At 70.1% G+C, this 11,941-nt stretch carries 9 protein-coding genes; 5 read left to right on the forward strand and 4 right to left on the reverse strand.

The features are described 5' to 3' along the window. The first annotated feature begins 145 nt into the window (after nt 1-145). The 3 genes from OG972_RS29435 (at nt 146) to OG972_RS29445 (ending at nt 5,430) form a co-directional block, all read left to right on the forward strand. Nucleotides 146-1,414, forward strand: a complete 1,269-nt coding sequence (locus OG972_RS29435) for a sensor histidine kinase (protein WP_266986507.1) — start codon at nt 146-148, stop codon at nt 1,412-1,414. Then, nucleotides 1,411-2,109 carry a response regulator transcription factor gene (locus tag OG972_RS29440; RefSeq protein WP_266986509.1) on the forward strand — a complete coding sequence of 233 codons (699 nt, stop codon included), beginning with the start codon at nt 1,411-1,413 and terminating at the stop codon, nt 2,107-2,109. The genes OG972_RS29435 and OG972_RS29440 overlap by 4 nt, the downstream gene beginning before the upstream one ends. Nucleotides 2,110-2,274: 165 nt before the next feature. Then, the gene (locus tag OG972_RS29445) at nt 2,275-5,430 is read left to right on the forward strand and encodes an efflux RND transporter permease subunit (RefSeq protein WP_266986511.1); all 3,156 of its coding nucleotides are present in this window, start codon (nt 2,275-2,277) and stop codon (nt 5,428-5,430) included. Nucleotides 5,431-5,557: 127 nt separating this feature from the next. Here OG972_RS29445 and nadA read toward each other — a convergent pair whose 3' ends face one another. Beyond that, nucleotides 5,558-6,754 carry a quinolinate synthase NadA gene (gene nadA / locus OG972_RS29450; protein ID WP_266986513.1) on the reverse strand — a complete coding sequence of 399 codons (1,197 nt, stop codon included), beginning with the start codon at nt 6,752-6,754 and terminating at the stop codon, nt 5,558-5,560. Between the two features lie 284 nt (nt 6,755-7,038). On the opposite strand from nadA, the gene OG972_RS29455 reads away from it, so the two are divergent. Then, nucleotides 7,039-7,395 carry an iron-sulfur cluster assembly accessory protein gene (locus OG972_RS29455; protein ID WP_030933606.1) on the forward strand — a complete coding sequence of 119 codons (357 nt, stop codon included), beginning with the start codon at nt 7,039-7,041 and terminating at the stop codon, nt 7,393-7,395. A 127-nt stretch (nt 7,396-7,522) separates the two neighbouring features. Here the strand turns inward: OG972_RS29455 and OG972_RS29460 are convergent, their stop codons facing one another. Continuing rightward, the gene (locus tag OG972_RS29460) at nt 7,523-8,974 is read right to left on the reverse strand and encodes a hypothetical protein (protein ID WP_266986515.1); all 1,452 of its coding nucleotides are present in this window, start codon (nt 8,972-8,974) and stop codon (nt 7,523-7,525) included. Nucleotides 8,975-9,113: 139 nt separating this feature from the next. Next, nucleotides 9,114-9,311, reverse strand: a complete 198-nt coding sequence (locus OG972_RS29465) for a hypothetical protein (protein WP_266986517.1) — start codon at nt 9,309-9,311, stop codon at nt 9,114-9,116. A 160-nt stretch (nt 9,312-9,471) separates the two neighbouring features. On the opposite strand from OG972_RS29465, the gene OG972_RS29470 reads away from it, so the two are divergent. Next, the gene (locus OG972_RS29470; RefSeq protein WP_266986519.1) at nt 9,472-10,446 is read left to right on the forward strand and encodes a carbohydrate kinase family protein; all 975 of its coding nucleotides are present in this window, start codon (nt 9,472-9,474) and stop codon (nt 10,444-10,446) included. A 10-nt stretch (nt 10,447-10,456) separates the two neighbouring features. Here the strand turns inward: OG972_RS29470 and OG972_RS29475 are convergent, their stop codons facing one another. Beyond that, complete coding sequence (locus tag OG972_RS29475) at nt 10,457-11,839, reverse strand: cysteine desulfurase/sulfurtransferase TusA family protein (RefSeq protein WP_266986521.1); 1,383 nt, start codon at nt 11,837-11,839, stop codon at nt 10,457-10,459. Between the last annotated feature and the right edge of the window lie 102 nt (nt 11,840-11,941).

Consider the following 11,941-nt stretch of genomic DNA (forward strand, 5'->3'; position numbering starts at 1 on the left):
CTCCAGCACCCGCACACACGCACTGTGCCCCGTGTCCGGTCCGCCGGTCACGGGGCACAGTTCTGCCCGGATTGCCACGCTCTGCGTACGGTCCCTGCCACGGGTGGACCGTATCCGTGCGCGACACGCCGTACCGTAGCTTGACGTGACCACCATCGGAACCGGGTTCCTACGCGTCCGGCGCTGGCTGCGCGACCATCCCCTCGCGTTCGACGGCGCGCTCGCCGTGGCCGTACTCGTCGCGATGATCGTCGGATCGTTCACCGACCCGAACGCGCCGAACGGGCCCAGCTTCGGCACCCGCACGCCCGAGGTGGGCAGCGTGGTCCTGATGGTGCTCGCCGCTGCCGTGCTCGCCCTGCGGCGGCGCAACCCGATGGCGGTGCTGGCCGCCACCGGTGGGCTGTCCATTGTCGAGTTCGTGCTGGTGGACCCGCCCGCCCCGGTGGTCATGAGTGCGGTCATCGCGCTCTACACGGTCGCCGCATCCACCGACCGGCCCACCACCTGGCGGGTCGGCCTGCTGACCATGGCCGTGCTGGCGGCGTCCGCGATGGTCTTCGGCGCGTCTCCCTGGTACAGCCAGGAGAACCTCGGGGTCTTCGCCTGGACCGGCATGGCCGGCGCCGCCGGGGATGCCGTCCGCTCCCGGCGGGCGTTCGTCGACGCGATCAGGGAACGCGCCGAACGGGCCGAACGCACCCGCGAGGAGGAGGCCCGGCGGCGGGTCGCCGAGGAACGGCTGCGGATCGCCCGTGATCTCCACGACGTCGTCGCCCACCACATCGCCCTGGTCAATGTGCAGGCCGGGGTCGCCGCCCACGTCATGGACAAGCGCCCCGACCAGGCAAAGGAGGCGCTCGCCCATGTCCGGGAGGCCAGCCGCTCCGCACTGGGCGAACTCCGCGCCACGGTCGGGCTGCTGCGCCAGTCCGGCGATCCGGAGGCGCCGACCGAACCGGCACCCGGTCTCGCGGTCCTCGACGAACTCGTGGAGACGGTCCGGCGCGCCGGGCTCCCGGTCCAGGTGGCCTGCGTCGACCGCAGGCCCCCGCTGCCCGCGGCCGTCGATCTGGCCGCGTACCGGGTGATCCAGGAAGCGCTGACCAATGTGCGCAAGCACGCAGGCCCCGGGGCGAAGGCCGAGGTCAGTGTCGTACGGGTCGGGGGGACGGCCGAGGTCACGGTCCTCGACAACGGCACGGGCAGCCCCGAGGGTGCGGGTGCCGGAGCCGACGGCGGCGGCCACGGTCTGCTCGGTATGCGCGAGCGCGTCACCGCCCTGGGGGGCACCCTCACGGCCGGGCCCCGCTACGGCGGCGGATTCAGGGTTCATGCGATCCTGCCGCTCAAGGCCCGCACGGGAGAGCCGGGGACGCCGGGTATGGCGGGCCGGACGGGGGAAGGCGCATGACACCACCACCCATCAGGGTCCTGCTCGTCGACGACCAGGCGCTGCTGCGCAGCGCGTTCCGGGTGCTGGTCGACTCGGAGCCCGACATGCAGGTCGTCGGCGAGGCGGCCGACGGAGCGGAGGCCGTGGCACTGACCCGTTCGACGCGCGCCGATGTGGTGCTGATGGACATCCGGATGCCCGGTACGGACGGACTGGCCGCGACCCGGATGATCAGCGCCGACCCGGAGTTGGCGGACGTACGGGTCGTCATGCTCACCACTTTCGAGGTCGACGAGTATGTGGTGCAGTCGCTGAGGGCCGGTGCCTCAGGCTTCCTCGGCAAGGGCGCCGAACCGGACGAACTGCTCAACGCCATCCGTGTCGCCGCGGGTGGCGAGGCGCTCCTCTCGCCGGCCGCCACCAAGGGGCTGATCGCCACCTTCCTTGCGCAGGGCGGCAGTTCGGGCGATGAGGGGCCGAGCGCTGCGGAGTACTCCGAACGGCTCGACGCACTCACCGGTCGCGAACGAGAGGTGCTGGTCCTCGTCGGAGGCGGGCACTCCAACGACGAGATCGCCGAGCGTCTCGTCGTCAGCCCACTCACCGTCAAGACCCATGTGAACCGGGCCATGGCGAAACTGGGCGCCCGCGACAGGGCTCAATTGGTGGTTTTTGCATATGAATCGGGCCTGGTGCGCCCACGGGTGGAGTGAAGGGTGGAGAAGCGGCGTACTCCACCTGCGGTACGCGCCACGTAAGAAAGTGACCCTGGGGTCGACGCTTCCACCCCTGTGGATGAGCGATGGTGTAGCTGGGCCGGGTCTGTCCCCGAGTCACCCGCCCACCTGCCGCGTACGCCACAGAAGAGAGACCCACCCATGTCCTGGCTGTCCAGATTCAGCCTCGCGCAAAGGGCCCTGATCGGGCTGATCTCGATCGTCGCGCTCGTCTTCGGAGCGATCGCGATCCCGCAGCTCAAGCAGCAGTTGCTGCCCACCATCGAACTCCCGATGGTCTCGGTGCTCGCCCCCTACCAGGGTGCGTCCCCCGATGTGGTCGAGAAGCAGGTCGTCGAACCGCTCGAGAACTCCATCAAGGCCGTCGACGGCGTCACCGGCGTCACCTCGACCGCCAGCGAGGGCAACGCCGTCATCATGGCGTCCTTCGACTTCGGTGACGAGGGCACCAAGCAGCTCGTCGCCGACATCCAGCAGGCGGTCAACCGCGCCCGCATCCAGCTGCCCGACGACGTCGACCCGCAGGTCATCGCCGGCTCGACGGACGACATCCCGACCGTCGTCCTCGCCGTCACCTCCGACAAGGACCAGCAGGCGCTCGCCGACCAGCTGGACCGCACCGTGGTCCCCGCTCTGGAGGACATCGACGGTGTCGGCCAGGTCACCGTCGACGGCGTCCAGGACCTCCAGGTCTCCATCACCCCCGACGACAAGGAGCTCGCGGCCGCCGGTCTGAACGCCGGATCCCTTGCCCAGGCCCTCCAGGCGGGCGGCGCCACGGTCCCGGCCGGATCGTTCTCGGAACAGGGCAAGAGCCGCACCGTCCAGGTCGGCGGGGCCTTCACCTCCCTGCAGCAGATCGAGGACCTGCAGGTCGCCGGTCAGGACCCGGCCACCGGCAAGCCCGGCAAGCCGGTCCGTATCGGTGACATCGCCACGGTGAAGCAGGAGCCGTCCACCGCGGTCTCCATCACCCGTACCAACGGCAAGCCGAGCCTCGCCGTGATGGCCACGATGGACAAGGACGGCAGCGCCGTCGCCATCTCGGACGCCGTCAAGGACAAGCTCCCGGACCTCCGCAAGGACCTCGGCGCCGGCGCCGAACTGACCGTCGTCTCCGACCAGGGTCCCGCCGTCTCCAAGGCGATCTCCGGTCTGACCACCGAGGGCGCGCTCGGCCTGCTCTTCGCGGTCATCGTCATCCTGGTCTTCCTCGCGTCGCTCCGCTCGACGCTGGTCACGGCGGTCTCCATCCCGCTCTCCGTGGTTCTCGCACTGATCGTGCTCTGGACCCGCGACCTGTCGCTCAACATGCTCACGCTCGGCGCGCTGACCATCGCGATCGGCCGCGTCGTCGACGACTCGATCGTGGTCCTGGAGAACATCAAGCGCCACCTCGGCTACGGCGAGGAGCGGCAGTCCGCGATCATCACAGCGGTCAAGGAAGTGGCCGGCGCGGTCACGTCCTCGACCCTCACCACGGTCGCGGTCTTCCTCCCGATCGGTCTGGTCGGCGGCATGGTCGGCGAGCTGTTCGGCTCGTTCTCCCTGACCGTCACCGCGGCCCTGCTCGCCTCCCTGCTGGTCTCGCTGACCGTGGTCCCCGTCCTGTCGTACTGGTTCCTGCGCGCCCCCAAGGGCAGCACGGAGAACCCGGACGAGGCCCGCCGCAAGGCCGAGGAGAAGGAAGCCCGCAGCAGGCTCCAGCGGCTGTACGTCCCGGTGCTGCGCTTCGCGACCCGGCGCCGCATCACCAGCATCGTCATCGCCGTCGCCGTGCTTTTCGGCACCTTCGGCATGGCACCGCTGCTCAAGACCAACTTTTTCGACCCGGGCGAGCAGGAAGTCCTCTCCATCAAGCAGGAGCTGGCCCCCGGCACCAGCCTGGCGGCCGCCGACGAGGCGGCCAAGAAGGTCGAAAAGCTCCTCGACGAGGACAAGGGCGTCAAGGACTACCAGGTCACCGTCGGCTCCTCCGGCTTCATGGCGGCCTTCGGCGGCGGTACGGGCGCCAACCAGGCCTCCTACCAGGTCACCCTGAAGGACTCGGCCGACTTCGACGCCACCCAGAAGCGCATCGACGAGAGCCTCGGCAAGCTCGACGGCATCGGTGACACCACCATCGCCGCCGGCGATGGTTTCGGCAGCCAGGACCTCAGCGTCGTGGTCAAGTCCGCGGACGCCGCGACTCTGAAGAAGGCCTCCGAAGAGGTACGGGCGGAGGTCGCCGAACTCAAGGACGTCACCGACGTCCAGAGCGACCTGGCGCAGAGCATTCCGCGCATCTCGGTCAAGGCCAACTCCAAGGCCGCGGCCGCCGGATTCAACCAGGCCACCCTCGGGGCGGCCGTCGCCGGAGCGGTGCGCGGCACCCAGGCCGGCAAGGCGATCATGGACGACACCGAGCGCGATGTCGTCATCAAGTCCGCCCACCCGGCCACCACGATGGAGGAGCTGAAGAAGCTTCCCCTCGGCCCGGTCGAGCTCGGCCGCATCGCCGATGTGAAGCTGGTCCCCGGACCGGTCTCGATGACGAGGATCGACGGCCAGCGCGCCGCCACGATCACTGCCAAGCCCACCGGTGACAACACCGGCGCGGTGAGCGCCTCGCTCCAGTCGAAGATCAACGCCCTGGACCTGCCGGACGGCGCCACCGCCACCATCGGCGGGGTCTCCCAGGACCAGAACGACGCGTTCATGAAGCTCGGCCTGGCCATGCTCGCGGCCATCGCGATCGTCTTCATGCTGCTGGTCGCGACCTTCCGGTCCCTGGTCCAGCCGCTGATCCTGCTGGTCTCCATCCCGTTCGCGGCGACCGGCGCCATCGGCCTCCTCGTCGTCACCGGCACCCCGATGGGCGTCCCGGCGATGATTGGCATGCTGATGCTGATCGGCATCGTGGTGACCAACGCGATCGTGCTGATCGACCTGATCAACCAGTACCGGACGCAGGGCCTGGGCGTCGTCGAAGCAGTCATCGAGGGCGGCCGCCACCGCCTCCGCCCGATCCTGATGACGGCACTCGCGACGATCTTCGCCCTGCTCCCGATGGCGCTCGGCGTCACCGGCGAGGGCGGCTTCATCTCGCAGCCCCTCGCGGTCGTGGTGATCGGCGGCCTGGTCACGTCGACGCTGCTGACGCTGCTGCTGGTGCCGACGCTCTACGCGATGGTGGAGCTCCGCAAGGAGCGCCGCGCGACGAAGAAGGCCATCAAGCGCGCGAAGAAGGCGGGCGTTCCGGGCTCGGCCCCGCTGGAGGAGACCACCTCCGAGGAGCCGGAGCCTGCGAAGGCCTGACATCCGGCACGCACGAAGGCCCCGGCACCGCGAACGGTGCCGGGGCCTTCGTGTGCCGGCCTTCCGGGTCCATACGGGCGACCGAGGCCCCAGGCGGGGGGCGGAGGCCCGGAGAGACCCGTAGCGCCTACGGGAGCGCCAGCATCCGCTCCAGCGCCAGCTTCGCGTACTTCTCCGTCTCGGGGTCGACCTCGATCCGGTTGACCAGGTTCCCCTCGGCCAGCGACTCCAGCGTCCACACCAGGTGCGGCAGGTCGATCCGGTTCATCGTCGAGCAGAAGCAGACCGTCTTGTCGAGGAAGACGATCTCTTTGTCCTCCGCGGCGAACCGGTTGGCCAGGCGGCGCACCAGGTTCAGCTCGGTGCCGATCGCCCACTTCGAGCCGGCCGGGGCCGCCTCCAGGGCCTTGATGATGTACTCCGTCGAGCCGACGTAGTCCGCCGCGGCCACGACCTCGTGCTTGCACTCGGGGTGCACCAGCACATTGACGCCCGGGATGCGCTCGCGCACATCGTTGACGGAGTCCACCGAGAAGCGCCCGTGCACCGAGCAGTGCCCGCGCCACAGGATCATCTTCGCGTTCCGCAGCTCCTCGGCGGTGAGGCCGCCGTTCGGTTTGTGCGGGTTGTAGAGGACGCAGTCCTCCAGTGTCATCCCCATGTCGCGGACCGCGGTGTTCCGTCCCAGGTGCTGGTCGGGGAGGAAGAGGACCTTCTCGCCCTGTTCGAAGGCCCACTCCAGGGCGCGCTTCGCATTGGACGAGGTGCAGATCGTGCCGCCGTGCCTGCCGGTGAAGGCCTTGATGTCGGCGGAGGAGTTCATGTACGAGACGGGTACGACCTGCTCGGCGACCCCGGCCTCGGTCAGTACGTCCCAGCACTCGGCGACCTGCTCGGCGGTGGCCATGTCGGCCATCGAGCAGCCGGCGGCCAGGTCCGGCAGCACGACCTTCTGGTCGTCGGTGGTCAGGATGTCCGCGGACTCCGCCATGAAGTGCACGCCGCAGAAGACGATGTACTCGGCTTCCGGCCGGGCGGCCGCGTCACGGGCGAGCTTGAACGAGTCGCCGGTGACGTCCGCGAACTGGATGACCTCGTCGCGCTGGTAGTGGTGGCCGAGAACGAAGACCTTGTCCCCGAGCTTCTCCTTGGCCGCGCGGGCGCGCTCCACCAGGTCCGGGTCGGACGGGGAGGGCAGATCGCCGGGGCACTCGACGCCGCGCTCACTCTTCGGGTCGGCCTCGCGGCCGAGCAGCAGCAGGGCGAGGGGTGTCGGCTGGACATCGAGGTCCTGGACGGGGTGGGCCGTGGTCACGTCACGCACCCTTTCTTCTCTGCAGATAAGCCTTTTCGTCTAATTGACGTTATCTATCATATCCGGTTCACGTCACTTTGACGATGCCGATAGCGTCTATGTGACGAATTCCCTCTGGAGGTGACCGGAGGCTGTTCCGGGGTCGCGAGAGGCGTCCTTGTCCCGCCCGGCACCTCTTCCCCGAGGGGTGTGCGAGCATGAAAGGAACAGGCAAGCGCTCGGCCCGGAATGAATCCGCGGTCCCGACGGTTGCAACGTCGGCAAGCAGTCCGTACAACCCGGGAGAGAAGCAGATGTCCGTATCGGACGAGACCACCACCGTGAGCGACGGCATCCTCCTGTCCGACGCCGCCGCAGCCAAGGTCAAGGGCCTGCTGGAGCAGGAAGGCCGTGACGACCTGGCGCTGCGCGTCGCCGTCCAGCCCGGCGGCTGCTCGGGCCTGCGCTATCAGCTCTTCTTCGACGAGCGTTCGCTCGACGGCGATGTCGTGAAGGACTTCGACGGCGTCAAGGTCGTCACCGACCGGATGAGCGCTCCGTACCTGGGTGGCGCCTCCATCGACTTCGTCGACACCATCGAGAAGCAGGGCTTCACGATCGACAACCCGAACGCCACGGGCTCCTGCGCCTGCGGTGACTCCTTCAGCTAAGTCGCGAAGGCGGTAACGGGCAGCAGTGCCTGCAGAAGGCGGCGGCCCCCGGACTCCGGGGGCCGCCGCCTTCAGTCGTGCCAGGCGCCGATCAGCCGACTGTCACCGACGTCACGACCGCGTACACCTAGCCGCGCGGCACCGTGCCGCCCGCCGCGTCGAGCACCTTCCGGTCACCCAGCGGGGCGTCCAGCGTCACCGTCCGCGTCAGCTCCTTGGCGATCATGATGCAGACCTTCTTCGGGTCCGGGGTCGACTCGGTGATCGTCACCCGCACAGCGTCCGCGCTCTCGGTCGCGCTCGCCGCGTACGTACTGCACACACCGCCCCAGAACGTCACCTTCAGCGTCCGGCCGTCCGCGGTGTACGAGGTCAGCTGGTGCGTGGACCGTGACGCGTCCCCCGTGCCCGAACCCGACCCCGGGTACTTCGAGGAAGGCTTGGTCAGCGAGTCCGGGTCCACTGCGACCTGCGCCACCGTGTTGCCCGTCCCGCCCGCTGCCGGCCGCACCGAGAAGAGCCACGACGGTACGAGTGTCTGCTCCCCGTCCACGTACCGCATCGCAAGGCCGAAGACCGCCTTGTCGACCGTCACGATCGTCGTCTCACGCTCCGCTCCGGTCCGTGTCCCGCAGCTGACGGCCGGCGACTTCGGTTCGTCCTTCTCCAGCGGTACGGGGGTGGCGCACCCGCCGATGCGGCTCCGCGAAGCGTTCGCGCGGCCGGCCTCGTTCAGCTGCTTCAGCGCATCGTCCGCGCTGATCACCGGATACTCCGCACCTTTCTCCAGGCTCTTCAACTGACCGCTGCCACCGACCACTTGACCGTCGGATCCCACCTGGATCCCAGTCGCCCAGCCGTACGTGGGCAGCCCGCCCACCACCGGGTTCGCGTTCACCACCCGTACCGAGCCCATGAGTTGGGACGCGTCGAGGGCGGCATCGTCCTGGCCCGCCGCCTTCAGCACGGGCACGGCGGCGGCCTTGGCGGCGTTCTCGCTCACCGGCGATCCCGTGCCGCCCGGTGCCACGTCCCTGCTCGCACACACCGTCGTGCTCCGGCAGTTGTCCGTTCCGCCGGAGCCGAAGAGGGCGAAGGACCAGGTGCCCGGCGCCTGCTTGTTCACCCGCAGGACCGGACCCGAGCCGTCCCCGTCGGACCCCACCTTCCATGCGGTGCCCTCGGCCCGCGGAGTGCCCTCCAGGCCCAGAGCCTTCGCCAGCCGGGTCACCTCCGCGGCGGAGACGGTGCCCTTCGCCCGGTGGACGGCGGCCTTGGCCGGGCCGTCGGGCAGCTTGCCGGACGCGCGGTAGACCACGCCGTCGCCGCTGGGGTCGGGCTCGCCCGGGGCGATACCCTCCGGGGGTGCCGTCGGGCTCGACGCGACCTCGTCGAGCGCGAGCAGGGGAGGCGTGCGGTCACTGCTGCCCGCCCGGCTGCCGCTGCCGCCGTCCGCGGCAGCCCAGTACGCGCTGCCGCCCCCGGCGAGCAGCACCGCTGCCGCCACCGAGGCCACGGCCAGCGGCGACCGCCGCCGTCGGGGGGCAGTCACGTCGTTGTCGGGTCGCTCGGTACTCACCGGATCGCTCCTTCGGCTGCGTTGCCGTCACCATGACCGTCGCACGGTCATCGCCTGTCCCGCGAGTGCGGACAACGGTGGGACGGAGCAGGGGGGCACCCGGTTCCCCGAGGGTGCCGGAAGCGAGCGGTTGCGGCCGTCAGTCGCCGTACTCGGACATCGCGTCGATCAGCCGTGCGGACGCGTCCGGAACGGTGACGCCATGAATCAGGGACGGCGCGACAGGGGTGGGGGCGGCCTTGGGGGGTACGACCCAGTGCGGAGCCATCCGTGCGCAGTCGCCGCGCAGCTCGGCCAGGCTGATCTCGGACTCGCTCGGGGCGATGTTCTTCGACATATTCGCACCGTAGGCACCGCAGACCTCAGGATAAAAGACCTACTATCGGGTAGTTTTTCCCCCTTCAGGGCGAGTGCGGCGAACGGGTAGCGTGAACTGTCACGCCGTCCCGGGAACGCAGTCACCCGTTCCCCCCGACCTCCGCAGGAGCAGTCTCCCCGTGCGCATCGCAGTCACCGGCTCCATCGCCACCGATCACCTCATGACCTTCCCCGGCCGTTTCGCCGACCAGCTGGTCGCCGATCAGCTGCACACGGTCTCGCTCTCCTTCCTGGTCGACAACCTCGATGTGCGCCGGGGCGGTGTCGCCGCCAACATCTGCTTCGGCATGGGCATGCTCGGTACCGGCCCGATCCTGGTCGGCGCCGCGGGCTCCGACTTCGACGAGTACCGCGCGTGGCTCGACCGGCACGGCGTCGACACCGGCTCGGTGCGGATCTCCGAGGTCCTGCACACCGCCCGTTTCGTCTGCACGACGGACGCCGACCACAACCAGATCGGCTCCTTCTACACGGGCGCGATGAGCGAGGCCCGGCTGATCGAGCTGAAGGCCGTCGCCGACCGTGTCGGCGGTCTCGACCTCGTCTCGATCGGCGCCGACGACCCGGAGGCGATGCTCCGCCACACCGAGGAGTGCCGCTCCCGGGGCATCGCGTTCGCCGCCGACTTCTCGCAGCAGATCGCGCGGATGGACGGCGACGAGATCCGGATCCTCCTCGACGGCGCCACGTACCTCTTCTCCAACGAGTACGAGAAGGGGCTCATCGAGTCCAAGACCGGCTGGACCGATGAGGAGATCCTCGGCAAGGTCGGCCACCGTGTCACCACGCTCGGGGCCCGCGGCGTCCGGATCGAGCAGGCCGGTCAGGAGACCATCGAGGTGGGCTGCCCGGAGGAGGAGACGAAGGCGGACCCGACCGGCGTCGGTGACGCCTTCCGCGCCGGTTTCCTCTCCGGCCTCGCCTGGGGCGTCAGCCTGGAGCGCGCCGCGCAGGTCGGCTGCATGCTCGCCACGCTGGTGATCGAGACGGTCGGCACCCAGGAGTACACCCTGCGCCGCGCCCACTTCATGGACCGCTTCACCAAGGCGTACGGTCACGACGCCGCCGCCGAGGTCCGCACCCACCTGCGCTGATCCGGGAACGCTACGACAGCCGGCGGACCACATAGGCGGAGCCCCGGTCCGCCGGCTCCTCACCCACGTACTCCTGCTCCCGCATCTCGCACCACGCAGGGATGTCCAGCCGTGCGGCCTCGTCGTCCGAGAGCACGGTCACCGTCCCGCCCACCGGTACCTCTCCGATCACCTTGGCGAGCTCGATCACCGGGATCGGGCACCGCCTCCCCAGCGCATCGACCACCAGGGACGCGGCCGTCGCGGGGGAGGGGGCGGGCGAGACGGGCGCGCCCAGCCTCTCCCGTACCCCTGCCACCACCCCCGGCAGCACCCGGAGGAAGCGGTCGACGTCCTCCTCCGTGGTGCCGGCCGGCAGGGACACCCGGACGTTGCCCTCCGACAGCACTCCCATCGCCTTCAGCACATGGCTCGGTGTGAGCGTGCTGCTCGTGCAGGACGAACCGGACGAGACGGAAAATCCCTCCCGGTCCAGTTCGTGGAGGAGTGTCTCCCCGTCGACATAGAGACAGGAGAAGGTCACCAGGTGCGGCAGCCGCCGCACCGGATCGCCGACCACCTCCACATCGGGCACGACCGAGCCCACTGTGGCTCGAATCCGGTCCACCAGCGCCCGTAGCCGTACGGACTCCACCGCCGCCTCGGCCCGGACGGCCCGCAACGACGCCGCCGCCGCCACGACGGCCGGGATGTTCTCGAAGCCGGCGGCCCGCCCCGACTCCCGTTCGTCCGCCGCGCCTTGGGGTGCGAACCGGACCCCCTTGCGTACGGCGAGCAGCCCCACCCCCGAGGGTCCGCCCCACTTGTGGGCACTGGCCGTCAGCAGCGACCAGCCGCCCGGCACCGGACCCCAGCCCAGCGACTGGGCGGCGTCCACCAGCAGTGGCACGCCCGCCGCCCGGCAGGCCTCCGCGACCTCGGCCACCGGCTGTTCCGTACCGACCTCGTGGTTGGCGGACTGCAGGCAGGCCAGTGCGGTGTCCTCGCGCAGGGCCTCCCCGTACGCCGCCGCGCTCACCGTCCCCGCCCGGTCCACCGGCACCTCGGCGAACGTCCCGCCCTGAGCCTCATGGGCGGCGGCCGAATGGAGCACCGACGAGTGTTCGACCGCCGAGACCACCAGATGGCGGCCGACACGCCGACGCCCGGCGAGGGCACCGGAAATTCCTGAGTGCACCGCCCGGGTTCCCGACGAGGTGAAGGTCAGCTCGTCCGGGCGGCACCCCACCGCCTCCGCGGCCGCCTCCCGGGCCGCGTCCAGCAGCAGCCGGGCCCGCCGCCCCTCCCGGTAGAGGCGGGCCGGGTCGGACCAGCCCTCGTCCAGTGCGGCCAGCAGCGCCTGGCGGGCCACGGGGTGCAGGGGTGCGGAGGATGCGGCATCGAAGTAGGGCACATGTCCACGCTAGCTCGCACCCGCCGCCGCCTCGGGACGGGCCGCTCACGCAGCCAGGAGAGGGCCCGTCAGATGGCGGCCGGAGGCCCGGATTCCACCCCT

Source organism: Streptomyces sp. NBC_01669, assembly GCF_026339735.1.
Lineage (GTDB): Bacteria > Actinomycetota > Actinomycetes > Streptomycetales > Streptomycetaceae > Streptomyces > Streptomyces yanii.

Bases quoted from the DNA above. Each gene is read 5' to 3' on its own strand.
- OG972_RS29440 (WP_266986509.1), top strand. From the start codon at position 1,411: ATGACACCACCACCCATCAGGGTCCTGCTCGTCGACGACCAGGCGCTG.
- OG972_RS29445 (WP_266986511.1), top strand. From the start codon at position 2,275: ATGTCCTGGCTGTCCAGATTCAGCCTCGCGCAAAGGGCCCTGATCGGG.
- OG972_RS29455 (WP_030933606.1), top strand. From the start codon at position 7,039: ATGTCCGTATCGGACGAGACCACCACCGTGAGCGACGGCATCCTCCTG.
- OG972_RS29465 (WP_266986517.1), bottom strand. From the start codon at position 9,311: ATGTCGAAGAACATCGCCCCGAGCGAGTCCGAGATCAGCCTGGCCGAG.